Source organism: Haemophilus sp. SZY H35, from assembly GCF_018829705.1.
GTDB lineage: Bacteria > Pseudomonadota > Gammaproteobacteria > Enterobacterales > Pasteurellaceae > Haemophilus > Haemophilus haemolyticus_K.
Genome location: NZ_JAHKJZ010000001.1, coordinates 236,072 through 262,166, shown reverse-complemented (window position 1 = coordinate 262,166; position 26,095 = coordinate 236,072). Strand labels below are relative to the sequence as shown.

General features: G+C 38.6%; 23 protein-coding genes. 3 read left to right on the top strand and 20 right to left on the bottom strand.

Annotation, left to right across the window (positions count from 1 at the left end):
* The first annotated feature begins 134 nt into the window (after positions 1 to 134).
* Positions 135 to 668 carry a bifunctional 3-hydroxydecanoyl-ACP dehydratase/trans-2-decenoyl-ACP isomerase gene (gene fabA, locus KP710_RS01165; RefSeq protein ID WP_048952668.1) on the top strand — a complete coding sequence of 178 codons (534 nt, stop codon included), beginning with the start codon at positions 135 to 137 and terminating at the stop codon, positions 666 to 668.
* 84 nt (positions 669 to 752) lie between these two features.
* On the opposite strand, the gene hybG is transcribed toward fabA, so the two are convergent.
* The 19 genes from hybG to purE form a co-directional block, all read right to left on the bottom strand.
* A complete protein-coding gene (hybG, locus tag KP710_RS01160; RefSeq protein ID WP_139989955.1) occupies positions 753 to 1,028 on the bottom strand; it encodes a hydrogenase maturation factor HybG in 276 nt (91 codons plus the stop codon).
* A gap of 29 nt (positions 1,029 to 1,057) precedes the next feature.
* Positions 1,058 to 1,567: a hydrogenase-2 assembly chaperone gene (gene hybE, locus KP710_RS01155; RefSeq protein WP_139989954.1), complete on the bottom strand. Its 510-nt coding sequence runs from the start codon at positions 1,565 to 1,567 to the stop codon at positions 1,058 to 1,060.
* A gap of 91 nt (positions 1,568 to 1,658) precedes the next feature.
* Positions 1,659 to 2,132: a HyaD/HybD family hydrogenase maturation endopeptidase gene (locus KP710_RS01150; RefSeq protein WP_139989953.1), complete on the bottom strand. Its 474-nt coding sequence runs from the start codon at positions 2,130 to 2,132 to the stop codon at positions 1,659 to 1,661.
* Positions 2,132 to 3,841 (bottom strand): hydrogenase 2 large subunit, encoded by a 1,710-nt coding sequence (hybC, locus tag KP710_RS01145; protein WP_215770863.1) that lies wholly within the window; start codon positions 3,839 to 3,841, stop codon positions 2,132 to 2,134. Before hybC ends, KP710_RS01150 begins: the two co-directional genes overlap by 1 nt.
* A complete protein-coding gene (gene hybB / locus KP710_RS01140; protein WP_111407381.1) occupies positions 3,841 to 5,067 on the bottom strand; it encodes a Ni/Fe-hydrogenase cytochrome b subunit in 1,227 nt (408 codons plus the stop codon). The genes hybC and hybB overlap by 1 nt, the downstream gene beginning before the upstream one ends.
* Positions 5,060 to 6,100: a hydrogenase 2 operon protein HybA gene (gene hybA / locus KP710_RS01135; protein WP_005636015.1), complete on the bottom strand. Its 1,041-nt coding sequence runs from the start codon at positions 6,098 to 6,100 to the stop codon at positions 5,060 to 5,062. Before hybA ends, hybB begins: the two co-directional genes overlap by 8 nt.
* A gap of 2 nt (positions 6,101 to 6,102) precedes the next feature.
* The gene (hybO, locus tag KP710_RS01130) at positions 6,103 to 7,248 is read right to left on the bottom strand and encodes a hydrogenase 2 small subunit (protein WP_048953232.1); all 1,146 of its coding nucleotides are present in this window, start codon (positions 7,246 to 7,248) and stop codon (positions 6,103 to 6,105) included.
* Positions 7,249 to 7,457: 209 nt separating this feature from the next.
* Positions 7,458 to 8,891, bottom strand: coding sequence for a bifunctional indole-3-glycerol-phosphate synthase TrpC/phosphoribosylanthranilate isomerase TrpF (gene trpCF / locus KP710_RS01125; RefSeq protein WP_165818730.1), 1,434 nt, complete (start codon positions 8,889 to 8,891; stop codon positions 7,458 to 7,460).
* Positions 8,892 to 8,931: 40 nt separating this feature from the next.
* Positions 8,932 to 9,933 carry an anthranilate phosphoribosyltransferase gene (trpD, locus tag KP710_RS01120; RefSeq protein ID WP_111407383.1) on the bottom strand — a complete coding sequence of 334 codons (1,002 nt, stop codon included), beginning with the start codon at positions 9,931 to 9,933 and terminating at the stop codon, positions 8,932 to 8,934.
* A gap of 52 nt (positions 9,934 to 9,985) precedes the next feature.
* The gene (locus KP710_RS01115; protein WP_005636019.1) at positions 9,986 to 10,372 is read right to left on the bottom strand and encodes a tautomerase family protein; all 387 of its coding nucleotides are present in this window, start codon (positions 10,370 to 10,372) and stop codon (positions 9,986 to 9,988) included.
* Positions 10,373 to 10,420: 48 nt separating this feature from the next.
* Positions 10,421 to 11,002 carry an aminodeoxychorismate/anthranilate synthase component II gene (locus tag KP710_RS01110; RefSeq protein ID WP_046949277.1) on the bottom strand — a complete coding sequence of 194 codons (582 nt, stop codon included), beginning with the start codon at positions 11,000 to 11,002 and terminating at the stop codon, positions 10,421 to 10,423.
* Between the two features lie 12 nt (positions 11,003 to 11,014).
* Complete coding sequence (gene trpE / locus KP710_RS01105; protein ID WP_165818725.1) at positions 11,015 to 12,565, bottom strand: anthranilate synthase component I; 1,551 nt, start codon at positions 12,563 to 12,565, stop codon at positions 11,015 to 11,017.
* A gap of 104 nt (positions 12,566 to 12,669) precedes the next feature.
* Positions 12,670 to 13,500, bottom strand: coding sequence for a glycosyltransferase family 2 protein (locus tag KP710_RS01100; protein ID WP_111407385.1), 831 nt, complete (start codon positions 13,498 to 13,500; stop codon positions 12,670 to 12,672).
* Between the two features lie 122 nt (positions 13,501 to 13,622).
* A complete protein-coding gene (locus tag KP710_RS01095; protein WP_111407386.1) occupies positions 13,623 to 14,459 on the bottom strand; it encodes a DUF4198 domain-containing protein in 837 nt (278 codons plus the stop codon).
* A gap of 156 nt (positions 14,460 to 14,615) precedes the next feature.
* Positions 14,616 to 15,545, bottom strand: a complete 930-nt coding sequence (gene uspE, locus KP710_RS01090) for a universal stress protein UspE (RefSeq protein WP_111407387.1) — start codon at positions 15,543 to 15,545, stop codon at positions 14,616 to 14,618.
* A gap of 134 nt (positions 15,546 to 15,679) precedes the next feature.
* A complete protein-coding gene (fnr, locus tag KP710_RS01085; protein WP_048953226.1) occupies positions 15,680 to 16,453 on the bottom strand; it encodes a fumarate/nitrate reduction transcriptional regulator Fnr in 774 nt (257 codons plus the stop codon).
* 257 nt (positions 16,454 to 16,710) lie between these two features.
* Positions 16,711 to 17,901 carry an amino acid aminotransferase gene (locus KP710_RS01080; RefSeq protein WP_215770862.1) on the bottom strand — a complete coding sequence of 397 codons (1,191 nt, stop codon included), beginning with the start codon at positions 17,899 to 17,901 and terminating at the stop codon, positions 16,711 to 16,713.
* 139 nt (positions 17,902 to 18,040) lie between these two features.
* Positions 18,041 to 19,129: a 5-(carboxyamino)imidazole ribonucleotide synthase gene (gene purK, locus KP710_RS01075; RefSeq protein ID WP_215770861.1), complete on the bottom strand. Its 1,089-nt coding sequence runs from the start codon at positions 19,127 to 19,129 to the stop codon at positions 18,041 to 18,043.
* Positions 19,130 to 19,198: 69 nt separating this feature from the next.
* Positions 19,199 to 19,693: a 5-(carboxyamino)imidazole ribonucleotide mutase gene (purE, locus tag KP710_RS01070; RefSeq protein ID WP_111407390.1), complete on the bottom strand. Its 495-nt coding sequence runs from the start codon at positions 19,691 to 19,693 to the stop codon at positions 19,199 to 19,201.
* Positions 19,694 to 19,853: 160 nt separating this feature from the next.
* On the opposite strand from purE, the gene pepN reads away from it, so the two are divergent.
* Positions 19,854 to 22,463 (top strand): aminopeptidase N, encoded by a 2,610-nt coding sequence (gene pepN / locus KP710_RS01065; RefSeq protein ID WP_215770860.1) that lies wholly within the window; start codon positions 19,854 to 19,856, stop codon positions 22,461 to 22,463.
* A gap of 198 nt (positions 22,464 to 22,661) precedes the next feature.
* Positions 22,662 to 24,932 (top strand): 5-methyltetrahydropteroyltriglutamate--homocysteine S-methyltransferase, encoded by a 2,271-nt coding sequence (gene metE / locus KP710_RS01060; RefSeq protein WP_215770859.1) that lies wholly within the window; start codon positions 22,662 to 22,664, stop codon positions 24,930 to 24,932.
* A 138-nt stretch (positions 24,933 to 25,070) separates the two neighbouring features.
* Here metE and metF read toward each other — a convergent pair whose 3' ends face one another.
* A complete protein-coding gene (gene metF, locus KP710_RS01055) occupies positions 25,071 to 25,952 on the bottom strand; it encodes a methylenetetrahydrofolate reductase (RefSeq protein WP_139989932.1) in 882 nt (293 codons plus the stop codon).
* Positions 25,953 to 26,095 lie beyond the last annotated feature (143 nt).

Sequence of the window (26,095 nt, the reverse complement as noted above, 5' to 3'; positions counted from 1 at the left end):
TTTAGTTATAATTAAACGGCACTGATCCGACTAGTTCTGCTAACAAGTGTTCGCTATTTACAGATTTATTTATTCTTTCTAGAATATATTTAATCAGTATAGTGCTGAAATTATCATGTATATAGGAAGGTAAAATGCAAAACACTTGTACACCTAATAAAAAAAGCAGTTATTCATATGATGATTTGCTTGCATCAGGTCGTGGTGAGTTATTTGGTAACGATGGGCCTCAATTGCCTGCACCAACGATGTTAATGATGGACAGAATTATCGAAATGAATGAAGAAAAAGGCGCATTTGGTAAAGGCTATATTGAAGCAGAGCTTGATATTACCCCTAATTTACCTTTTTTTGGCTGTCATTTTATTGGTGATCCAGTTATGCCTGGGTGTTTAGGGTTAGATGCTATGTGGCAACTTGTAGGATTCTATTTAGGCTGGATTGGTGGCAAAGGAAAAGGTAGGGCATTAGGAGTTGGTGAAGTAAAATTTACCGGACAGATTTTGCCAACGGCTAAAAAAGTGATCTATCGAATTAATATGAAACGTGTTATTAATCGTAAGCTTGTGATGGGTATGGCTGATGGTGAAGTTGAAGTTGATGGACGTATCATTTATACCGCTACAGATTTAAAAGTAGGTTTATTTCAAGATACTTCAGCATTTTAGTTTTATAGAGCGGACAGGTATATCCTGTCCTGCTCTTATAGGATTAAGCGATGAGATAAATTACATCGGATCAGTATGTTATCTTTATTTTTGATTCAATCCTAAAAAATCCCCAACTTCGTGCTCTAGTTGACTCATTGCAAGTAAAGCTTCTTGGGTTTTCTTGGCTTCATCTTCATCAATAACACTCATTGCAAAGCCAACATGAACGAGCACCCATTTGCCAAGTAAATCGGAAGGATCTCCCGTGCAGACTAGAGAAATATTCACATCACGTTGTACGCCACATACATCCACAGTGGCAAGTTGAAGAGCGCTTTCGCCAATCTTAACAATTTGGCCTGGAACACCTAAACACATAATACTTTCACTCCTATTGAAATTTGTGCCTATTTTACTATCGCGCGGAATAAGTTACGTCGATCTGGATCAAAAGTTGTTGCTTTTGTTGGCATAGATAAAATCATTCTGAGGCAATCTTGCGCGAGTTGAGCTGCTTGAGTATTTGTCATTGCAGGATCAATCGGAGAATGAAGGGAGCAACTAAGATATTGTGGAATATTTTCTAAACTACTCACTGTGAAGGTGAAGGTTTTATAGGGCAGTTGTACTGAAAGTTTATCGCCAATTTCACGGGGTTCCCATTCCTGATCTTTGCCAGGCAAAATGACAATACTTAACATCCAAGGTGTCACAACTGTACCTATCCATTGGTTTTCAAAAAGTACAAATTTAGGACAATAGCAGTCGATACCTTTTCGATAGAAAGGAAGATCTTTCATTTCTTCTGCAACTTTTCGCATTTCGTTTTGGAAGATTGAAGATGGATCTTCGGAGAAGCCTTGAATGACACCTTCAAGTGCGGTGGTATTTTCTGGTGTTTTTTCGTGTCGATACATAATTATTAAAATTTACAGTGAGGTTAATTTCAACAATTCACGCATACCATAAGAGTAAATTATGGCATGCGTGAAATATATTATTTCTCATCTACATTTGAACGTGAAATCCATACTCTTTCAAAACGTTTTCTAATGTTTTAAAAATTTCTGGAAATTGCTTTTGAATTGTTTCACTTAATTCAATCTGCGGCTCAAAAGTTTCTGGTTGAATCCCTATTAAACATAGGTTTTTAGGGAATTCATCCGTTAACTTTAATGCGGAAAGTACATCACAAATACCAAGTTGGTGTGGTGAAATTTTACGCGAGAAAAATACTGGTACTTGCTCATCATGAAGCACAATGACTTCTCCTGGCTGTTTATTGGCAAGTACAGCATCAATGATGATGATATGCTCACGATTCGCCATTTCATCCAATAATTCCATACCGCAAGTACCACCGTCAACCACATCAAAGTGCGGTAGAATTTCAGGGCGATTTTCTAGGGCTTGGGCGATTCGTACGCCTACGCCTTCATCGCCGAGTAAAATATTACCAACACCTAAGATTAATGGTTTCATTAGAGCACCTTCACTTGTGTGACTTCACCATTTTCTGTATTCACAACATGCACTGCGCATGACATGCAAGGGTCGAAAGAGTGGATAGTACGCACAACTTCTAATGGTTTTGTCGGATCTGCTACGGGTGTACCGATGATGGAAAGCTCATAAGGGCCCATTTCATCATTTTGGTTACGAGGGCCTGCATTCCAAGTCGATGGCACAACAGCTTGATAATTTTCGATTTTGCCATTTTTAACGACAACCCAGTGAGAGAGCATACCACGAGGTACTTCACCAAAACCAACACCTTTAAACTCACCTGTTTGTGGAATGTCTGTCTTGAGATAAGCAACGGTATCACCTGTGCCAATATTATCAACAAGTAATTTCCATTGTTGTTCAAGAATATTATTTAGCACGCAACAATGTACGGTACGAGCAATAATACGCCCTAAGGTTGAATGTAAATGGTCAACGGATAAGGTATTGCCGCTCAGTTTTTCATACAGCCCTTTAATATGGTTAAAGTGATGTAATGTATCTTTATTTTGGTTTGCCAAGTTACACATTAAATAGGCAAGAGGGCCGACTTCAACAACTTTTCCGTAGAAACTTGGCGCTTTAACCCATGAATATTTTCCTTCATCTTGCCAGCCTGTATATTTCGGACGTGTTAAACCAGCCCAAGGTTCAAGCGGTTCATCGTCTTCATACCAAGAGTGTTTACCACTTTCTTTAATGCCTTTCACAACAAATTCATCTTTCTGTTGGGTAATTGGACGGAAGGTTGAAATATCGAAGTTTTCAATATAGCCACCCGTTAGAACAAATTTAGAATTATCACCATCAATTGGATATTCAGGTACAGAGAGGTAGTTGCCCGATGTTTTACCAAGATTGAGCCATTCAGGATAATAAGCTGCAATGATCGCCGCATCAACACGATAAACTTGAGTAACAAAGTCATTTAAACGATCAATACAGGATTTTACAAACATTAAACGTTCTAAGTTTAATACTGATTGAGAGTCTAAGTTGATTGGGTTTGCTACGCCACCAATTGCTAAGTTTTGAATGTGCGGTGTTTTTCCGCCGAGTAATGCCACAATACGGTTACAATCACGCTGACATTCAAGCGCTTGTAAATAGTGGGCTACAGCGATTAGGTTTACTTCTGGCGGTAATTTCATGGCAGGGTGACCGAAATAACCGTTGGCAAAAATACCAAGCTGACCGCTTTCAACTAAAGATTTAATTTTATTTTGGACGTTGCGGAATTCATTAGCACTGTTTAGTCCCCATGTTGAAACACCTTTAAGCATTTCAGCTGCTTTATCGGGATCAGCGTTCAGTGCCGCAGTGATATCCACCCAGTCCATCGCAGAAAGTTGATAAAAATGAACGATATGGTCGTGCATGCTATGAGCAGAAAGAATCATATTGCGGATATATTGTGCATTCACTGGCACTTTAGCACCGAGAGCATCTTCTACTGCACGCACACTCATAATGGCGTGAACGGTTGTACAAACGCCACAAATACGTTGCATAATCATCCAAGCATCACGCGGATCTGAACCTTTCACGATATTTTCCATACCACGCCACATTGTGCCTGATGACCAAGCGTTTGTTACTACGCCATTTTCAATTTCGCAATCGATGCGCAAATGACCTTCAATGCGTGTGATAGGGTCGATTGAGATACGTTTTTTTTCAGTCATTATTCTGCTCCGCTCATTTTTTTACTGAATTGTGCTTTTTCGGCAATAATTTGTTCCGAGTCTTCATGATGTTTTTCTTTCAACACTGGTAAGACTGGGAATAGACGAATTATTAAAATATAGGCGCAAATTTCGATGGATACGAAACCAATAGAAATTAGCAATTCTTCTGCTGATGGGAAGTAACGATAGCCATTACCTGGATCGTACATAATCATTGAATAATTTAAACGCCATAGGGCTGCGCCGAGTAACATGCTCAAGGCTGAGATAAACAGCCAACGTGAATCAGATTTTTTCTCACCAAGGAATAAAGTAAGTAATGGTAATGTCATTAGCCATACTTCCATCCAAAACATCCAAGCTTCAAATTTACCAAGTTTATCGAATCCGAATACATAATGGAGTTTGTCATGGTAAATCAATTCGCCAAAGCGTACTGCAAGGAAAAGTGCGATTAATCCCGCGGTCACTTTTGCAAGCTGGGTAAAGAGTGAACGTTCATCTGGTGTTTTTCCAGCTAAACCTGCGCGCACTAAAGAACCTTCAAAAATGACGATAGAAAAGCCCATAATAAATGCGGTAAGCAAGGATAAGATTGGTAATGCTTCATAGCTTTGCCACACTTGATGAACTTTATGACCAGCGGCGATCATTAATGATCCCATAGATGATTGGTGCATCATCGGTAATAGTGCGCCAAGTGCGATGACAAAGAACATAATTTTGTTGAGCTTATTAAACCATTTTTTCAATCCTAAGAACCCGAGCCAAACTGGCGCAAATTCAAGGGTCACGACAATGATGTAAATTGTCATACAAAATGCGGTTTCAAATAACACCGAGTTTGTATTGAATTGACCCGGAATATAGAAGTAAGGCAAGTGCCAGTAACGTCCCATATCAATCGTGATGGAAAGACCACCTAATGAATAGCCGAATAAGCTTGCAAGCAATGCGGGACGCACAAGAGGGTGATATTTTCCTTTGTTGAAAATATATACTGTCCAAGCTAATGCCCAACCACCACAGGCAAAACCTGTACCTACAAGTAAGTCAAAGGAAATCCATAAGCCCCAAGGATAACCGCCGTTTAGGGCGGTGACGGAACCGATACCTAAGAACAAACGTTTGATAATTAATAAGATACAAATTACAGCTAAAGGTGTAAAAAAGAGAATACTGGCGGAAACTAATCGACCGCCCACCGGACGTGGATTACCCATGATGTTCATCCTCCGCTTCTTCCATTTCTTTACGCGCTTGGCGCATTGCTTCTTTTTGCGCTTCAATTCGTTCACGAATCTTATCGCCGTGCATATTCTTATAAGTCATCATTGTTAAACCAGCTAACGCCACTAGCGGCAATGCCAAACCACGATACAAGAAGTGCTGTAAATGTGCTGCGCGTGCACCTGTAGCAATATCATCTAACTCAGGGAAACCTAAGTTTTCTTGTGGAACCGCACTTAACACTAATACTTGTGTACCGCCCCCTTCTTTTTCACCATAAATACGATATTGATAGGCTGGCACAGTTGCGCGATAAGTGTCTTTGCTGTTTACATGTTGGCGAGGATAGTCATATTCGGTGCCACGTAATAAACTTAAACGACGTTTTGCTTCTGCTAAAAGTTCTTCACGGGTACCGAAAATAATTGCTCCAGTTGGACAAACATGACAACAACCTGGTAATTCACCTTTATCTAAGCGTTCAACACCTTTTTGGTTACAAAGTTCACATTTGCTGATTTGACCAAATGGATTGTCGTAATCATATTTTGGCACGTCAAATGGACAGCCCACCATGCAATAACGGCAACCAGTACAAATATCAGGATCGTATTTAACAATACCTGTTTTAGGATCTTTGGTTAAAGCCTGTACTGGGCAAACAGAAACGCAGTTTGGATCAACACAGTGCATGCATTGTTTTTTAACATAAGCATAACCGTTTTCTGTTTTATCTTTATTTTTTCCGTCGCCATCACTCCATACTTGAATCACATTGCGTGTGAACGGCGTGAGTTTGTCATTGTTTGCCCAAGTTTGCTCACCTTTTGGATTGACAGGTGTTTTATTCACTTGCTGACATTCTGCAACGCAAGCCTGACAGCCAACGCAAAGTGTGGAGTCATAAAGCATCCCAAGTGCGCCAGGAATTGGCGGAAGGTTTTCCACCGCTTCGGCTTTTGCAACGGGCAGACCTGATGTGACTGTTCCCAGCAGACCTGCTTTAAGGAAATTTCGTCTATCCATCTTTAGTGTCCTTGATCTTGATTGGCTTGATTGTCTGCAGCTTTGTTCGCTTTATGTTGTTTGCTCAATTCTTTCAAGGTCATCACGCTGACACCTGCTAAAATGGCTGCAGCACCGCCTAATAAGCCAATCGCCGTCATTGAGGCACCTTCGCCTTCAACATTGTTTACATCTGGTTTTTCTACGCGTGGTGTTGGATTTTCGACGTTCGCTAATTGGAAAATGCCTTTGGTAAAGCCGATGCCTTGATCGTTACAGCCATAGCAGGGATGTCCGATACCCACTGGCCAGTTATTACCACCAACATCACAGAATTCTAGTGTAGAGCAGTTGCCGTAAGTTTCGGGCCCTTTACAACCCAAATGATATAAACACCAGCCATGACGATGACCATAATCGCCAAATTCTTTTGCAAAACGCCCTGCATCAAAGTGCGGTCGGCGATAACAGTTTTCATGGATTAGACGATCATAAGCAAACAATGGACGATTTAATTTATCCATTGCTGGTAATTTTTTATAAGTGATGATATAGGCAACGGTTGCCAAGAAATTATGTGGGTTAGGAGGGCAGCCAGGAATGTTAATAATTGGTGTGCCTTTTGGTAAAACTTCAGAAAGACTGACCGCACCTGTTGGATTGCCACCGCAAGATGGAACACCGCCCCAAGATGAGCAGGATCCAATTGCAATAATGGCTGCTGCACCTTTTGCGGCTTCACGAATATGTTCCACAATTGGTTTGCCTGCCACCATGCAGTATACACCGCCGTCTTTAATTGGAATGGAACCATCCACTACAAGCACATATTTGCCGTAATAGTTATGGATAGCATTATGTTTATTTTCTTCCGCTTGTTCACCAAATGCAGCAGAAAGTACCTCATGATATTCGAGGGAAATCAAATCTAGCACGAGATTTTCAACAGTTGGGTGGGTTGCACGCAGTAAAGATTCGGTACAGCCAGTACATTCTTGCGCACCAATCCAAAGCACTGGTGGGCGTGCTGGACTGGTCATTGCTGCCGTCATTTCTGCGCCCGCTTTAGAATTTAGCCCCATCGTAGCCGCAAGTGCGGTACATAATTTCATAAAATCTCGGCGAGAAACATCTGCCAATGCAGAAAAAACGCCATCCGTATTATTCATAGTATTACTCCAAAGACACACATTTATTGTGGGAATTGGCCAATGATAAATGTTTTCTTTAAAAAAAATTTGATCATAATCATGAAATGAAGAATTTATAGAAAAAATATGTCTAAATTGTGAACGGAATGTTATTGTATTTGAGAGTAGTTCTTATTTGATTGAAAAAGAATAAAAATAAAGGCTGTAGAATACAGCCTTAGATTGGATTAAGCACAAATTTTTTCAAAAACTAACCGGACTTTTTCTTGATCTTTTACGCCCGCAGAACTTTCTACTCCAGAATTAAGATCCAAGCCTAAGCAATTTTGTTGAATGGCTTGTTCCACATTATTTGGTGAGATGCCGCCAGCTAAAATAATCTTATGTTTAAGATTTTCAGGAATTAATGACCAATCAAAAGTTTTCCCTGTGCCACCTTGCTGGTTCGCGGTTTGGCTATCAAAAATATAACGATCCACATTCAAATCATCGGTAAAATCGACCGCACTTTGAGCTTCAGTATTGACAGAAATCGCTTTCCAGATTTGTGTACTTTCGGGTAGTTGATGACGAAGTGCGGTAATAAATGCTGCAGTTTCTGCACCATGTAATTGCACCGCGTAAAGCTGTAACTGGCTGGCTATTTTTGCGATAAAGTCAATTTCTTGATTCTGAAACACACCAACAAATCGAAGTGGAGCAGTGGTTACCAATTCTTGCGCCTGGCGTAAACTCACACAACGTTTTGAATGTTCTACGAAGATTAATCCTCCGTAAAGTGCGCCGTTTTCGTAAACGATTTTGACATCTTGCGCGCGCGTTAAACCGCATACTTTATTTTCTCCAAAAATCACCGAGCGAACCGCATTATTCAAATCTTGGTTGCCCATTAAGCTGCTCCCAATTAAGAAACCATGCGCCACTTTTTGTAATTGACGAATTTGCTTGTGGTTGTAAATGCCTGATTCGCTAATAATACGTACATCAGCAGGGATACGGTCGGCATATTTTTGAGTGAGTTCAACAACACGATTTAAATCCACAGTTAAATCGTGCAAGTTACGATTATTGACACCAATAATTTTCGCACCAAGCGCAAGGGCGCGTTCAAATTCTTCCTCATTACTGGTTTCTGTCAATACGCCCATGCCAAGAGAATGTGCAAGATCTGCTAGTACACGATAAGTCTCATCGTTTACTACAGAAAGCATTAATAAAATCGCATCCGCTTGATAGTAGCGAGCAAGGTAAACTTGATATTCACTAATCATAAAATCTTTGCAAAGCACAGGTTGGCTCACGATATCGCGAACTAAAGGCAAGAACTCAAAATTGCCTTGGAAGTATTTTTCATCTGTCAGCACAGATACAGCAGAGGCATAATGTTTATAGACATTGGCGATATCTTCCAAATTAAATTCAGCACGAATTAATCCCTTGGAAGGGGAGGCTTTTTTACATTCCAAAATATAGGCTGGCTTTTGATGCGTGCCTTTTGCTAACGCTGAGTAAAAAGAGCGGTCAGATTTTTGAACGTTTTGTTTAAACTGAGAAAGCGGAAATTCAGTTTCCTTTGCTTTAACCCATTGTGCTTTATCAAGTACAATTTTTTGTAACACCGTAGCGGAATCAATGGGTTTGGTAAAATCTTGAGTGATCATCATTTTTCTTCTTATTATGGCGTATTAAATTAGCTTTTTATTAATATGTGGTTAATTTCTGTAATGTTTCAAAGGCTTTACCTGATGCAAGATGCGCCAATACATTTTGCACATTTTGTTTTAAGTCATCGTGCCCGAATAATTTTAATAATAATGCCGTGTTTGCTGCCACAGCATTTGCGTGTTCAGCTTTTCCTTTGCCTTGTAAAAGTGCGGTGAGTATTTGGGCATTTTCTTGTGGTTCACCACCGCGAAGAGTTTCGAGGGATTGCGCTTTTAAGCCAAAATCTTCAGGCGTTAAAGTGAAATATTCAATTTTGCCATTTTTAATTTCTGCCACTTGCGTTTCACCGTGCAATGCGACTTCATCTAAGCCAGAACCATGTACAACAAAGGAATGTTGATGCTCTAAGGCAACGGCGGTTTCAGCATAGGTTTTCACTAATTCAGGGGCATACACGCCAAGCAAATGATAAGTTGGGCGGGCAGGATTGATAAGCGGCCCTAAAATATTAAAGATAGTGCGCGTTTTTAAAGCGGCACGGACTGGCGCAACATGGCGGAAACCAGAATGATATTGTTGAGCAAATAAAAAGCAGACACCAATTTCATCTAATGCTTGTCGAGCTTGTTCTGGTGTGACATTCACATTCACGCCAAGTGCGGTTAACACATCGCTAGCACCTGATTTACTCGACACGCTACGATTGCCATGTTTTGCTACTTTGGCTCCCATTGATGCTGCCACAATCGCACTGGCTGTGGAAATATTAATGGTGTTTTGCCCATCACCTCCTGTTCCCACAATATCCGCAAAAGGATAATTTGGATGTGGAAACGCTTTGGCATTTTGTAATGAGGCGGCAACCGCACCTGTAATTTCCTCAGTATTTGCTCCCCGTACTTTTAAAGCGATAAGCATTGCAGCAATTTGTTCATTGGAAAGTTCACCTTGGATGACTGCATTAAAAAGTGCGGTGCTTTCTGAAGTCGAAAGTGAATGCCCGCTATAAAGTTGTTCTAATAATTGATTGTGTTGCATAGTCTATTCCTGTTCTTCTTTGTATGTAGATTTGTTAATTTTCTATATTTTATTAAACATAAATATCGTAATCTAAATCGCGCGCTTCATCGCCTGTCATTCCGCGGAAGCCCCAACAATGCGCCGGTTGTTCTTTAATCGTAATCTCCACATCGTGAGCACGGATGCCGAGCTTGTACTCTAATTCGCTAAATAGCATTTTTATCAAGCGTTTTTTCGTGCCTTCCATACGACCAGCCATCAGGTTAATTTCGATGACTGTGTAATCATCGCTACGGTCGAAAGGGTAGTAAAAATCTTCTTTTTCTAAACACAAAAAGCGAATCGCGTGTTTGCCTTTCGGAATATCTAAGCCAAGGTAGAGGCTGTTATAAATGACTTCTGCCAGTTGTTCACGACGTGGTGCGAGTTTGGATTTAAGTCCGAATACGGTGATCATTTTTTCTCCTTTAAAGTGCGGTTAAAAATCACCGCACTTTTTGATGTCTTATCTATTTAACAACCATTCAATGGATTGTTGTAATAATTGCGAACCTTGCACAGTTAAAATACTTTCAGGGTGAAATTGGAATGCGCAAATGGGTAAATCGCGATGACGAATTGCCATGATAATGCCATTATATTCCGCATTGACGATAAATTCTTTTGGTAAATCTTGTCCCATTAAAGAATGATAACGCGCCACTGGCATTGGATTAGTAAGATCTTTAAACATGGCTTCGTTATCATGGGTGATACGAGAAACTTTACCATGCAATACTTCGCCAGCGTGAACAACCTTACCACCAAAGGCTTGAATTAATGCTTGATGACCTAAACAAATTCCAATAATTGGAACATGATTTTTTAAGCGTTCGATCAATGGCAGCAAAATCCCCGCTTCTGATGGTGTTCCTGGCCCTGGAGAAAGTGCAAGAATGGTATCTGGTGTATTAAGTGCCGTTTCTACTAGTTTTTCTAGATCGCAATCATTGCGGTAAATTGTCACGTTGTGACCCAATACACGGAATTGATCCACAAGATTGTAAGTAAAGGAATCGAAGTTATCTAAAAATAAAATATTAGCCATAATAATTCTTCCTTATTTTGCTTGTGTATTAACTTGACGAATTGCTTTTAAGACAGCCGCGGCTTTGTGGCGTGTTTCATCTGCTTCCATTTGTGGATCAGAATCCAATACCTCGCCGCAACCAGCTTGTACATGGGCAATCCCATTTTGTACAAAAGCAGAACGGATCACGATACAGGTATCAAAATGTCCATCGGACGTGAGATAACCCACTGCACCACCGTAACTATGGCGTTTTTGCTGCTCAAATTGATAAATAAGCTGCATCGCTTTAATTTTGGGCGCACCAGTTAATGTGCCCATATTCATACAGGCTTGATAGGCGTGAAGCGCATCTAACTCAGGGCGTAATTTACCCACTACGCGAGAGACCAAATGCATGATGTGAGAATAGCGATCCACTTGCATTAATTCAGCTACTTTACGGGTACCGCTTTGGCAAACTCGAGCAATGTCGTTACGCGCTAAATCAACCAACATTAAATGTTCCGCTTGTTCTTTGTGATCAAGACGAAGTTCTAGTTCTAAACGTGCATCCAATTCTGGATCAATATTGCCGTGAGCATCAAAACCACGAGGGCGCGAACCTGCGATTGGATAAATTTCTAACTGACGACTTTCTGGATCATATTTCAGCGCACTTTCTGGCGATGCACCAAACAAAATAAAGTCTTCATCATTCATATAGAACATATAAGGGCTTGGATTATTTTGTTTGAGTTGGGCGTAACTCGCTAATGTATTCGGGCAAGCCAGGGAGAAACGGCGAGAGGGCACAATTTGGAATACATCACCAATGTTAATATGGTGTTTTAAGGCTTTCACAATGCCAGTAAATTCAGGATCTTCAAAGTTTGTTTTAACCTCATCACTTGCCGCTTTAATAGAAAGAACGTTATCAATATTTTTTAGTTTTTGCGCAATAGAAAGCGAGGTCTTCGCAATATTGACTTGTTCTTCTTGTGCAAAACAGAAACTTTTTAGTGTCGCTTGTTGATTTTGATGGTCGATAGTAATGAGGTGATCGGCAAGATAGAAACTGTAATCAGGGCAGTTGATACCATCATGTTGTAATGTAATACCATCCATTGGAATAAAATTTGCGACGAGATCGTAAGCAAACAATCCACCTAAGAAAATAGGCGTTTGGCTATGTTGATAAAGACTAGAAATAACACGCAGTCCATCAAAAATAGTAGCAGACTGTAATTTGCTATCTTCATCAAGTTGATTATTAAGTGGTGAAAATTGTACAGAAAATTCATCTTCAAAATTGACCGCACTTACTTTTCCAAGTGCGGTTAATTTTGGATGAATTTCTTTTAACACTTGTTTTCCATTCTCATTTAATGCTTTAAATGTGACGTTGTGACCTAAGCAAGTTATTTTAACCGCAACATTGACTAAGATAAGACTTTGTAAACTGTTTTTACTCCCGATTTCGGCTGAGTCGAGTAGAAGAGAATTTGAATTAGGTTGGCAAAGTGTATTAAAAATAGCAGTAGTGTCAGCATAATAAGGAACGGGTTGAGCTGTCACCGCAATAAAGGCTTGAGTTTGCATATTGATATCCTTTTGGAAACTTTTGTACTATTAAACTAGTACATGAGAAATAAGTCAAGCCTGAATTAAGATTTTTTATGTTTTTTGATGAAAAATGTTTACTTTTATTCCTTTGCCCAAGGGCGATCTCCGTAATATTCAATATTTTGCTGATTAATTAGCTTTAATATGCTGGCAGAAATATGATCATTTAATTCATCTGATAGTGTTAATTGGGGGAAGAAACTACGAGCAACGATTAATTTATTAAAATCAACGGTATATTTGACAGTATATTTTCCAGAAGTTTGTCCCATTAAACCTAAATCTTTTAGGGCTGATAAAAATCCTCGGTCACCGATAGATGGGGTATACCAGCCATACGCTGCTTTCTGGGCTATTTCACGAGGTACAGCATAACAATTAGTATCGATATGAGAATTGATTCCATTAAAGTTAAAATGTATTTGTTGCTGAATATCCTCTATTTTAACATCTACGAAAATATCGCTTTTTGTATTCCAAGTCCCGAGAGATTCAAAGTCATCATTGCAAATAAATTGATGATTTGAATCGTAAAAAGCTCGTAAGGAATAAGCAAAATCAGCACCTTGTTCAATCATGTTTACTAAGCTTTCCACGTGATCTTCTCGTAGCTGATTATCATCATCTAAATAACAAATAATGTCTTCTTCAACAAGAAAAGCTGCAGCAGCATTAATGGCCCCATTGAGAATACGATTTTTACCGGTATTCATCGGTAAATAAATTGGTACGACATTGGGGAATTGTGCCAATATGGAGTTTGCTTTATCGCAAAATATATTGCCATCGACAAATACATAATGCTTACATGGATAAGTTTGATTTTGTACGCTTTCAATAGCTAAAACTAATTCTGGACGACCAATTGTTGAAGTGACTACTGCAACGGTTTTACTATTTTGTTTGTTCATTGATATACATCTCTTTTTATTTTGCTATATTGAATAAAAATGGATATTCTTCGTAAGAAAAATATCCATTTTATTGTTAGCGTTTTTGCATTCTATCACCACTATTTTGTGGTGTATAGACATTAATGATGGTGATGCTCTGGTCGTGGCGGCAGTTTATCTAAACCTTTTCCAATTGGAAGAATCAATGTTGAGTAGTTTGCCGATTGTTGGCAAATTTGTTGTTCTGGAAATGAAGTTTTATGAATAACTTTGATTTTCCAAATTCCCTCAATAAGAGGAATAATATTTACACGACCTTGTTCATCTGTTTTCCCTGAGAATCCTTGTGGTTCACGATGTCCATCAACGGCCTCAAAATCTTTCATTGCGATGGTATCGGATGTCGCAATGACGGTTTCTCCCGCTAAAGGCTGATCATTATAGAAGATTTGAACAGGGAACGGTTCGCCTGCTTTTACTTTACTTGGATCTTCTAATGGTACAATTTCAAGTGGCAAACCAATACGTGTTTTTGCCATTTCAACATTTAATTTTTGTTTGCCTACAGTAATAAGTTTTTTAGCAAACATTTGGGTTTCTTCACAATAGGTTGCATTAGGTAAACCTTTTAAATTTTCCATTTTCCAACCTTCTGCATTTTGTGACCAGAATGTTGGTTTGTATGTTGCTGTTACCCAGTAAGAGCCATTAGTTAAAGGTTTACTTGATTGATATTGGTAATTTTCTCCTTTTTGAACCAGTATTTGTTTTTCGCCATCTTGGCTGATAACTTCCATTGGCGCAAAAATTTTTAAACGAGCTTCAGGAATTTTTTCTACATAAGGATAGTGACCATATCCCATATTAGCCTTTAATATACTATCTGATGGAATTTGAGCAGGAACATCAACCCAAAGATCATGAGCTTGGGCGATACTTATAAATGCAAGTAAGCTTGCAATAAGTGTTTTTTTCATTTTTTGTCCTTAAATTAAAAATGAGGGGGAAATAATTTCATGGATTTTAAATAAAAACGAATCTCATTTAAAGGGGTTTTGTAGGAAAAGTGTGGATTTGTGATCTAAATAACAAAAGTGCGGTAATATTTTCCGCACTTTTGTGTGTGAGATGGATTATTCATCCTTTTTAGATGGTTTGATACCTAAGAGATTACAACTTAATTTACTTATAACATGTTCTGCAGTATTACCAAGTAAGGCGGCAGATAGTCCTGTACGACCAACAGTGCCAAGGATAACTAGTTCTGCTTCGATTTCTTTAGCTACAGTAGGGATAACCTCCTCAGGGAAACCTTCACGTACATGAGTATGATCTTCTGCTATACCAAATTGTTGTCGTAAGGCTTTCATATTAATAAGATGTTGGCCTCGAATACCATTTTCATAACCTGATGTGTTAAATTCAGGTAAGTCAATGGCCATGTTGATTGGTGTTGAAGGGTAGGCTGCAACTAAATGCACATTGCCACGATTTAAGTTTTCAGCTAATGACATACCAGTTTCAACAAGTTCTAGATTAAATTCATTTTGGTATTCTTGTTCGCCTGAAACATTTACTGCTACTAAAATACGGCGTTGATGTTTCCAGTCGCCATCGCGTACCATTAATACAGGAATCGGGCATTTACGTAGTAATTGCCAATCAACTGGCGTGAAAATTAGAGAAGTAAAACTTTCTTGATCTTTGGTGTATTTCACTACAAGATCATAATCATTATTTTCAACTTCTTCTTTTATCGCCTCTGCCTCATTACTGTGCCAAACAATGTGAGATTGTAATTCAATTTCTGGATCGGCATATTTATCTAAGTAATATTGTACAGCATGATGATGCTTTTCAATCACCTGACGATGCATTTCAGAACGTTCTTCTGAAGAAAGTAAGGCAGACATTTCATAAGATAAATCATATACAGATAAAAGGGCGGTAATTTTTACTTTTGTTTCATTTTTTTGTTCTTTCGCTAAACGAACAGCACGAGCAAGAGCATATTGTTTTTCGTTTTCAGGATTAAGAACAACTAGGATATTTTTAAATTTCATCATAACCTCCGAAGCTTTTCATAGAATAAAAAAGAATCTTTAGAATGGCAAGGTGTGAGAGATAAAAAGGTGATCTTATTCTAAGATTATTTTTATCTATGTAAAAAAGGCGTGAATTTGCACGCCTTTTTTCATTATTCAACCATTGTAATTTTGGTTTTATTTGTTCCAGTTAACTCAATCAAACCGTCAATATCATTAATAGTAATATATTTTCCTTGTACGGTGAGGATACCCAATTTTTGGAAACGACCTAATAAACGACTAATAGTTTCAACAGTTAAACCGAGATAATTTCCAATATCGCCTCGAGTCATGGTTAAACGGAATTCTTTAGCTGAAAAACCGCGAGCAGAGTATCGTTTAGAAAGATTATGAATAAAAGCAGCCAAACGTTCTTCTGCATTCATTTTAGACAGTAACAAAATCATTTCTTGATCACTTTTAATTTCATTACTCATTAAGCGTAAAATTTGTTGGCGTAATTTTGGCATTTTACCGGCTAAGTCATCCAAAATATCATAAGGAATTTCGCATACCATTGCAGTTTCTAATGCTTGAGCAAAACTAGGATGTTGCATTTGAGTAATTGCATCAAAACCAACTAAATCACCAGGTAAGTGAAAAGAGGTAATTTGTTCTTCACCAGATTCACTAATGGTATAGGTTTTTATGGTGCCAGAACGAATAGCGTAAATAGAATTGAGTGTGTCACCGGCTTTATAAAGTACTTGGGATTTTTGAATGGGTTTTTTTCGTTCGATAATATTATCAAGCTGATCTAATTCGTGTTCGTTCAGCGTAAAAGGGATACAAAGTTGGCTAATACTGCAATCCTGGCAATGAATAGCACAACCTCCCGATTGAATCCGGCGTCCTGCCTTGGTTTCTGCAACGAAATTCTTCATGTAAACCTCAAATATTTCGAGAAATTAGTGTAAAATTGATCTAACGCAAAAAAGTATACCACTAATTAGTCATATAAAGAAGAGTAAATCATCAATGCCTGCTGAGAAATTAACCAAAAAACGTTTGATTCAAATTTTGATTATGTTGTGCATTCTTATAATCGCATTTGTTTGTCGATATTTTTGACATTGAGGGATATTGGTAAAGAATAAGGGCTAAAATTTTTTAAATTTTAGCCCCCTTAAACTCAGGATGATTAAAGCACTTTTACAATGCTTTCACATAAATAACGAATATTGTCTTCCGTAATACCTGCCACATTGATACGACCAGAACGAACAGCATAAATCGCAAATTCTTCTTTTAAGCGATCAACTTGTTCAGGTGATAAGCCGCTGAAAGAGAACATACCGTTTTGTTTCATGATAAAGCTGAAATCTTGTTCTGCACCATATTCTTTTAATAACTGAACGAATAAATGACGCATTTTTTTGATGCGTTCACGCATTTCAGTTAATTCATTTTCCCATTCTTGACGGAGTTGTGGATCGTTTAATACTGTTGCTACGGTCGCTCCACCGTGAGATGCCGGGTTAGAGTAGAGTGTGCGAATAATTGATTTCACCTGTGTTAATGCGGTTGAAGCAATTTCTGCATTTTCAGCCACAAGGGTAAAGGCGCCTACACGCTCATTGTATAAACCAAAGTTTTTCGAGAATGAACTTGCGACTAATAATTCTTTGTGGTTTGCCGCAAAAGCACGCAAGCCATAAGCATCTTCATCTAAGCCATTGGCTAAACCTTGATAAGCAAAGTCAAAGAGTGGTAACCAGCCGTTTTTTGCTGAAAGTGCAGCTAATTCTTGCCATTGTTCAGGAGTTGGATCAATACCAGTTGGGTTGTGGCAACAACCGTGTAAAAGCACTACATCCCCTTCGCTTGCTTGGCTTAAATCTTCAAGTAAATGTTCCCAATCAAGGGCTTTACGTTCAGCATCATAATAACGATATTCACGAATCGTCATACCCACAGCATTGAAAATGGCATTGTGATTTGGCCATGTTGGTGTGCTGATCCAAACATTTTGTGCTTTAGTTTGACGTTTAATAAATTCTGCCGCAATGCGTAATGCACCAGTGCCGCCTAAACTTTGTACTGTTCTAGCACGATTAGATTTGATGACTTCAGAATCTTTACCGAAAAGTAGTGCTTTTGTACGTTCGTTATAATCCGCAATACCATCGATAGTTAGATAATTCTTCGTTTTTTCCTTATCAAATAAGCGTTTTTCGGCTTCTTTTACCGCACGCATAATTGGGGTTGTGCCTTGCGCATCTTTATAAACGCCAATGCCCAAGTTGATTTTATTTTCGCGAGTTTCGGATTTGAATGCTTCGCCTAAGCCTAAGATTGGATCGGCTGGTGCCGCTTTGATATGTTCAAACATAACTTTTCCTTATGTATGTGTTGTGTGGTGGATAATTTTATACTTCAGCCGTTTTATTTTATCAAGAAAGATTTTTATAAAAATTAACCGCACTTTGATATTTTTAAATATTCATCAAAAAGTGCGGTCATTTTTTACATTATTTTAGTTTTTCAATCGCCCAATTTAATCCAGATTGATAATCTTCTGGTAATTCAATACGGAGTTTTTCTAATTGTTGAATAATGACCGCTTTGTTAGGATGAGAAAGATTGATATGCCCAACCTTACGCCCAGCTCTGACTTCTTTACCGTACCAATGAAGTTGTGCAAACGGTGTATTAAGCCATTTTGGATTATGGTTTGTGCCGATTAAATTTACCATCACACTTGGAGCGAAAGTTTGTAATTCAGGTGTCGGCAAATCGAGCAGCGCACGTAAATGTAATTCAAATTGGCTAATCGAGCATCCTAGTTGTGTCCAATGTCCACTGTTATGTACACGAGGCGCAAGTTCGTTAATCAGTAATTTGTCGTCTACAACAAAACATTCCATTGCCATTACACCCACATAGCCTAGTTTATCCATAATTTTGCCGAGCATTGTTTCAGCTTGCTTTTGTTGTGCGGATTGTTGAGGAAACGCAATATCAACCACACTGTAACGCAAAATACCGTTTTGTTGCAGGTTATGCGTAACGGGATAAAAACGTTTTTCACTATTTTTAAATCTTGCGCCTACAATAGACACTTCATAATCGAAAGGAATAAATTTTTCTGCGATCACTTCATCAAATAAGTCATCGGTGATGTCCGCTTTGTTTTCATTGTTGATAATCCATTGACCACGTCCATCATATCCGCCTGTTCTGCGTTTAACGACAACTTTCTCGCCAACAGTTTGGAAAACATCATTCCATTGCGTTTTATCTTTTAATAAACACCAAGGCGAGGTAGAAAGATTGAGTTCATCTAGTAAGGATTTTTGAGTAAAACGATCGGCTAATAATCCAAATACATGTTGATTAACGAAGTTTTTATGATTGCCGAGTAATTCAGTCAAAGGCGTTTTTTCCCAGCGTTCAATTTCCGCCGTGATGATTGCATTTTCAGGTAAGTCAAAAACTGGCGCATTGAAGGCTAAGGGTTCAACATAAATATCTAAAGGTGCGCCCGCGTAACGTAACATTCTGCCTAGTTGCCCGTTGCCAAGTACATAAACGGTTGGATATAAGGTGGAGTTTTGCATAATATTTCTCGTTAAATTTACGAAAAAAACAACCGCACTTTAAAAGTGCGGTCAGATCTAAAGATATTTTTATGTGCGTGGATCGGGATTGTCCAATACTGAATGAGTTTGGCTTTCACGGAAAGATTGCAAGCGTGAAAGCAATTCTGCATCCCAATTCGCTAGAATTTGGGCTGCTAGCAATCCAGCATTTGCCGCGCCTGCAGGGCCAATTGCTAATGTTCCGACAGGGATTCCTTTTGGCATTTGCACAATTGAATAAAGGCTATCTACGCCACTTAACATAGAACTCTTTACTGGCACCCCCAGCACCGGCACAAGTGTTTTCGCTGCAATCATACCAGGTAAATGTGCCGCACCGCCTGCACCAGCAATAATCACTTTGTAGCCATTTTTTTGTGCATTTTCGGCAAATTCAAAAAGTTTATCAGGCGTACGATGGGCAGAGACGACTTCTACATGATAAGGTACTTTTAATTCATCTAAAATCTGAGTTGCCTCTTGCATAGTAGCCCAATCGCTTTTTGAGCCCATTACAACAGCAATTTGTACAGTTTTTGACATGCTATTTTCTCAATTTTTTACTTAAAAACGTGGCGTAGAATATCACATCTTACACATATCAAGCAAACGTTTGCTAAATGGGTTTTATAGGAAAATACCATTGCAACTTTAAGGATAAAATTTTATCCTAAGCACAATTTTTATAAGAATAGGGCAAATTATGTTAGCCAAAGCAAAATATAGAAAAGATTACAAACAACCTGATTTTACGGTCACAGACATTTATTTAGATTTTCAACTTGATCCTAAACATACTGTGGTGACTGCAACCACAAAATTCCAACGCTTAAATGATGAGGCGACTTCTTTACGTTTAGATGGGCATAGCTTCCAGTTTTCTTCTATTAAATTTAATGGTGAGCCATTTTCTGCCTATCAACAAGATGGCGAGAGTTTAACGCTCGATTTAAAAGGCAAAAGTGCGGAAGAATTTGAACTTGAAATTGTGACCTTCCTTGTACCAGCCGAAAACACTTCATTACAAGGGCTATATCAGTCTGGTGAGGGTATTTGTACGCAATGTGAGGCGGAAGGTTTTCGTCAAATCACTTATATGCTTGATCGCCCTGATGTGCTGGCGCGTTACACAACCAAAATTACGGCAGATAAAACCAAATATCCATTCTTACTTTCGAATGGTAACCGCATTGCAAGTGGTGAATTAGAAGATGGTCGCCATTGGGTGGAATGGAACGATCCTTTCCCAAAACCAAGCTATTTATTCGCTTTAGTGGCAGGGGATTTTGATTTATTACAAGATAAATTTATTACTAAAAGTGGTCGTGAAGTGGCTTTAGAACTTTATGTGGATCGCGGCAATCTTGATCGCGCAACTTGGGCAATGGAAAGTCTGAAAAAAGCGATGAAATGGGATGAAGATCGCTTTAATTTAGAATATGACTTAGATATTTACATGATCGTTGCCGTCGATTTTTTCAATATGGGCGCGATGGAAAATAAAGGGTTAAATATCTTTAACTCTAAATTCGTGTTGGCAAACCCACAAACAGCAACAGATGAAGATTATCTTGCCATTGAAAGTGTGATTGCACACGAATATTTCCATAACTGGACTGGAAACCGTGTAACTTGCCGAGATTGGTTCCAATTAAGTTTGAAAGAAGGTTTAACGGTTTTCCGTGATCAAGAATTTTCTTCAGATACAGGTTCGCGTGCGGTGAATCGCATTAATAATGTGAAATTTTTACGCACCGTGCAATTTGCCGAAGATGCAAGCCCAATGTCACACCCAATTCGCCCTGAAAAAGTCATTGAAATGAATAACTTCTATACCGTGACAGTATATGAAAAAGGGGCAGAAGTCATTCGTATGTTGCACACTTTATTAGGTGAGCAAGGTTTCCAAAAAGGGATGCAGCTTTATATTGCTGAAAATGATGGCAAAGCGGCAACCTGTGAAGACTTTGTTTCTGCTATGGAACGTGCAAATAATCTCGATTTAAACCAATTCCGCCGTTGGTATAGCCAATCGGGTACACCAGAATTATTGATTAGCGATGCTTACGACGAAAAAACGCATACTTATCGTTTAACGGTTTCACAATCCACACCGCCAACCGCCGATCAAATGGAAAAAGTGAATTTACATATTCCATTAAAAGTGGCGCTTTATGATGCAAACGGCACGAAACAAATGCTGCAACATAATGGCGAACTGTTGAGTGATGTATTAAATGTCACTGAAAAAGACCAAGTATTTGAGTTTCATGGCATTTATGGTCGTCCAATTCCTGCATTGCTATGTGATTTTTCTGCGCCGGTAAAACTTGATTATGATTATAAAACTGAGCAGTTATTAGGCTTGCTGAAATTTGCAGATAATCAATTTATCCGTTGGGATGCGGCTCAGATGTTATTTGAGCAAGAATTACGTCGTAATGTTGTGCGTTTCCAACAAGGCGAGTCACTAGAAATTTCGCCTGAAATTTTGACCGCACTTTCTCATGTTCTCAACCATTATGAGAAAGATATTGAACTGGCAACATTAATTCTCACTCTGCCGAAAGAAATGGAATTTGCCGAAGGTTTTAAAACCATCGATCCTGATGGTATTTCAGCCGCAAGAGCATTTATGCAAGCGCAAATTGCCGAGACTTTAAAAGATGATTTCTTGCGTGTTTATACCCATATTCGCCTTGATGAGTATCAAGTTACGCAACAAGACATCGCCTTGCGTGCAATGCGTAATCTTTGCTTAACTTATTTGGCTTACACCAATTTGGGTAACAACCTAGTACAAAAACACTACAATAATGCGAATAATATGACAGATACATTGGCTGCATTAAGTGTTGCGACAAAAGCTGCATTACCTTGCAGAGATGTGTTATTAACTGATTTTGAACAAAAATGGCAACACGATGGATTAGTCATGGATAAATGGTTTGCATTACAAGCCACTCGCCCAGATGAAAATGTGTTGGAAATTATTCAGTTATTAATGGATCACCCAAGTTTTAACTTCAACAATCCAAACCGTTTACGTGCATTAATTGGTAGCTTTGCAAATCACAACTTAAAAGCATTCCATAATGTAAGCGGAGCAGGCTATCGTTTCTTAACGGATGTGTTAATCCGTTTAAATGAAAGTAACCCGCAAGTGGCTGCACGTTTAATTGAGCCATTAATTCGTTTTTCTCGCTTTGATGCCCAACGCCAAACGCTCATGAAACGTGCTTTAGAACGCCTAAGCATTGTAGAAAATCTTTCAAAAGATTTATTTGAAAAAATTGAGAAAGCGTTGCAGTAAAAGTGCGGTAAATTTTGCAATAGTTTTGGGGCATTTAGTATGCCTCTTCATTTTATACGAGGTTTTAATATTAATTTATTTCATACAAATCCTGAAAATAATAAGTTTGCATAATACACTAAGATGGCGCATTCTATACCCGTACAGACGTTTAGCCGTCTAAATGATTAAGAAGATTACTTTAAAACGGGAGTTATTATGACAACATCACATATTTTAGGCTTTCCTCGTGTGGGTGCGAAACGTGAATTAAAATTTGCACAAGAACGTTATTGGCGTAAAGAATTAGCCGAGCAAGATTTATTAGATTTAGCGAAAGCGTTACGTGAAAAAAACTGGAAACATCAAGCAGCAGCGAATGCGGATTTCGTTGCCGTGGGCGATTTCACGTTCTACGATCATATTTTAGATTTACAAGTGGCAACAGGGGCAATTCCTGCTCGTTTTGGTTTTGATAGCCAAAATTTAACCCTTGATCAATATTTCCAACTTGCACGTGGTAACAAAGATCAATTCGCAATTGAAATGACCAAATGGTTTGATACGAACTATCATTATCTTGTGCCAGAATTTCATAAAAATACACAATTCAAAGCTAATCCAGCACATTATGTAAACCAAATTCGTGAAGCAAAAGCCTTAGGTTTAAACTTCAAACCGGTGATTGTTGGCCCATTAACATTCTTATGGTTAGGTAAAGAAAAAGGCGAAGCGTTTAACCGTTTCGATTTATTAAATCAATTAGTGCCTGTTTATGTTGAAATCTTAAATGCATTAGTGGCTGAAGGTGCAGAGTGGATTCAAATTGATGAACCTGCATTAGCATTAGATTTACCTGCAGAATGGGTTGAAGCCTATAAATCTGTTTACGCTGAATTAAGCAAAGTGAACGCAAAATTATTATTAGCCACTTATTTTGGTTCCGTTGCAGAACGCGCTGAGTTATTAAAAGCCTTACCTGTTGCGGGCTTGCATTTAGATTTAGTGCGTGCACCAGAACAGCTTGCGGCATTTGAAGATTACAGCAAAGTGTTATCAGCTGGCGTGATTGAAGGTCGTAATATCTGGCGTGCAAACTTAAATAAAGTGTTAGATGTATTAGAGCCATTAAAAGCAAAATTAGGCGAGCGTTTATGGATTGCACCAAGCTGTTCATTATTACACACTCCATTTGACTTAGAAGTGGAAGTACAATTAAAAGAAAAAAATACCGCACTTTACAGCTGGTTATCTTTCACGCTACAAAAAGTAGAAGAATTAAATGTATTAAAACAAGCCTTAAATCATGGTAGAGCGTCTGTACAAGCGGCATTAGATGCAAGCCAAGCGGCAGCAGATGCACGTGCAACCTCAAAAGAAATTCATCGCCCTGAAGTGGCTGAACGTTTAGCAAACTTGCCAAAAGGTGCGGATCAACGTAAATCGCCATTTGCAGAACGTATTGTTAAGCAAAATGCGTGGTTAAATTTACCGTTTCTACCAACTACAAACATTGGTTCATTCCCGCAAACGACTGAAATCCGTCACGCTCGTGCGAGCTTCAAAAAAGGCGAGTTATCTCTTGCAGATTACGAAGCGGCGATGAAAAAAGAAATTGAATATGTCGTGCGTCGCCAAGAAGAATTGGATTTAGATGTGTTAGTTCACGGCGAAGCAGAACGCAACGACATGGTGGAATACTTTGGGGAATTATTAGAGGGTTTCGCATTCACTAAATTTGGTTGGGTGCAAAGCTACGGTTCACGCTGTGTAAAACCACCAGTAATTTACGGTGATGTCACTCGCCCAGAGCCAATGACTGTACGTTGGTCTCAATATGCTCAAAGTTTAACTAATCGTGTAATGAAAGGAATGCTCACAGGTCCTGTGACTATTTTACAATGGTCATTCGTACGTAACGATATTCCACGTTCAACCGTATGTAAACAAATCGGTGTGGCGTTATCTGATGAAGTGTTAGATTTAGAAGCAGCGGGCATTAAAGTCATCCAAATTGATGAGCCAGCTATTCGTGAAGGTTTACCACTTAAACGTGCAGATTGGGACGCATACTTACAATGGGCAGGCGAGGCATTCCGTTTAAGTTCAATGGGCGTGCAAGATGATACGCAAATTCACACTCATATGTGTTACTCTGAATTTAACGACATCTTACCTGCGATTGCGGCATTAGATGCGGACGTGATTACCATCGAAACTTCACGTTCAGATATGGAATTATTAGATGCCTTCGTGAAATTCAACTACCCGAATGACATCGGTCCAGGTGTGTATGATATCCACAGCCCACGTGTACCAACCGCAGGTGAAATTGAACACTTATTACGCAAAGCGTTAAATGTCATTCCAAAAGAACGCTTATGGGTAAACCCAGACTGCGGTTTAAAAACACGTGGTTGGATAGAAACCATCGACCAATTAAAAGTGATGGTGGATGTAACGAAAAAATTACGTGCGGAATTAGCGTAAGTAATACTACTACGATGAAAACCGAGCTTTTATAAGGCTCGGTTTTTTGATCATCATTTATCTAAGATAAAAATTGTAAAGAAAAAAGAACCCACGCTTTGAAAGAGCGTGGGTTTTGAATATTAAATAAGTCGTATATTAGCTAGGTCTTACACCTAACATATGACAAATTGCATAAGTTAATTCACTACGATTTAGCGTATAGAAATGGAAGTCATTCACTCCTTCGCGAGATAAAATTTTCACCATATCCATCGCAACACTTGCTGCTACAAGATTACGAGTAGTTTGATCATCGTCTAATCCTTCATAAGCGTTAACAAGCCATGCAGGAATTTTCACATTAGTGAAAGAAGCCATTTTTTGTAATTGCTTAAAGTTAGTTACAGGTAAAATGCCCGGCACGATTTCAGTATCAATACCAATTGATGCACAACGATCACGGAAACGTAGGTAGTTTTCAATATCAAAGAAAAATTGAGTGATAACATGATTTGCACCTGCATCAATTTTTCGTTTTAAATTAATCAAGTCTGCTTGTGCTGATTTTGCTTCTGGATGAACTTCTGGGTAAGCAGCTACCGAAATATCAAAATCAGCGACAGAGCGGAGTAATTCCACAAGATCTGACGCATAAAATGGTTTTTTAGCATATCCTTTGGGTTCGTCACCGCGTAACGCAACGATGCGACGAATACCACTGTCCCAGTAATCTTTAGCAATTTGTTTTAATTCTTCAGGTGTGGCATCAATACCAGTTAAATGCGGAGCCGCTTCTAATCCAGTTTCTTGTTTGATTGCTTTTACAATGCTATGAGTGCGGTCACGCTCGCCTGAGTTTGCGCCATAAGTAACAGAAACGAATTTTGGTTTTAACACTTTTAAACGATGAATCGAATCCCATAAAAGCGTTTCCATTTTTTCATTTTTTGGTGGGAAAAATTCAAAAGAAACATTAATTTTTTTATTGAAGTCAGCGATGTGCTGATTAAGCGTGTCAATTTCTTTAGCGTAGCTCATAAAAATTCCTATAGCTAGTATGATGATATTTGAGTCAACAATAAAATAACTTTATGTATGAGTCAATTTTAATAAATTCATTAAAAACATTAATTTAGTTAATGTAAATAGGTTTCAGCAAAAATACTAAAATATTGCATAAA

Coding starts and splice junctions, on each gene's coding strand:
- hybC (WP_215770863.1), bottom strand. CDS start 3,841: ATGACTGAAAAAAAACGTATCTCAATCGACCCTATCACACGCATTGAA.
- trpCF (WP_165818730.1), bottom strand. CDS start 8,891: ATGATCACTCAAGATTTTACCAAACCCATTGATTCCGCTACGGTGTTA.
- purK (WP_215770861.1), bottom strand. CDS start 19,129: ATGCAAAACTCCACCTTATATCCAACCGTTTATGTACTTGGCAACGGG.
- hybG (WP_139989955.1), bottom strand. CDS start 1,028: ATGTGTTTAGGTGTTCCAGGCCAAATTGTTAAGATTGGCGAAAGCGCT.
- hybA (WP_005636015.1), bottom strand. CDS start 6,100: ATGGATAGACGAAATTTCCTTAAAGCAGGTCTGCTGGGAACAGTCACA.
- KP710_RS01095 (WP_111407386.1), bottom strand. CDS start 14,459: ATGAAAAAAACACTTATTGCAAGCTTACTTGCATTTATAAGTATCGCC.
- hybO (WP_048953232.1), bottom strand. CDS start 7,248: ATGAATAATACGGATGGCGTTTTTTCTGCATTGGCAGATGTTTCTCGC.
- metE (WP_215770859.1), top strand. CDS start 22,662: ATGACAACATCACATATTTTAGGCTTTCCTCGTGTGGGTGCGAAACGT.
- pepN (WP_215770860.1), top strand. CDS start 19,854: ATGTTAGCCAAAGCAAAATATAGAAAAGATTACAAACAACCTGATTTT.
- trpD (WP_111407383.1), bottom strand. CDS start 9,933: ATGCAACACAATCAATTATTAGAACAACTTTATAGCGGGCATTCACTT.
- metF (WP_139989932.1), bottom strand. CDS start 25,952: ATGAGCTACGCTAAAGAAATTGACACGCTTAATCAGCACATCGCTGAC.
- KP710_RS01100 (WP_111407385.1), bottom strand. CDS start 13,500: ATGAACAAACAAAATAGTAAAACCGTTGCAGTAGTCACTTCAACAATT.
- KP710_RS01115 (WP_005636019.1), bottom strand. CDS start 10,372: ATGATCACCGTATTCGGACTTAAATCCAAACTCGCACCACGTCGTGAA.
- KP710_RS01110 (WP_046949277.1), bottom strand. CDS start 11,002: ATGGCTAATATTTTATTTTTAGATAACTTCGATTCCTTTACTTACAAT.
- KP710_RS01080 (WP_215770862.1), bottom strand. CDS start 17,901: ATGTTTGAACATATCAAAGCGGCACCAGCCGATCCAATCTTAGGCTTA.
- hybB (WP_111407381.1), bottom strand. CDS start 5,067: ATGGGTAATCCACGTCCGGTGGGCGGTCGATTAGTTTCCGCCAGTATT.
- fnr (WP_048953226.1), bottom strand. CDS start 16,453: ATGAAGAATTTCGTTGCAGAAACCAAGGCAGGACGCCGGATTCAATCG.
- KP710_RS01150 (WP_139989953.1), bottom strand. CDS start 2,132: ATGAAACCATTAATCTTAGGTGTTGGTAATATTTTACTCGGCGATGAA.
- trpE (WP_165818725.1), bottom strand. CDS start 12,565: ATGCAAACTCAAGCCTTTATTGCGGTGACAGCTCAACCCGTTCCTTAT.
- hybE (WP_139989954.1), bottom strand. CDS start 1,567: ATGTATCGACACGAAAAAACACCAGAAAATACCACCGCACTTGAAGGT.
- purE (WP_111407390.1), bottom strand. CDS start 19,693: ATGTCAAAAACTGTACAAATTGCTGTTGTAATGGGCTCAAAAAGCGAT.
- uspE (WP_111407387.1), bottom strand. CDS start 15,545: ATGAAATTTAAAAATATCCTAGTTGTTCTTAATCCTGAAAACGAAAAA.
- fabA (WP_048952668.1), top strand. CDS start 135: ATGCAAAACACTTGTACACCTAATAAAAAAAGCAGTTATTCATATGAT.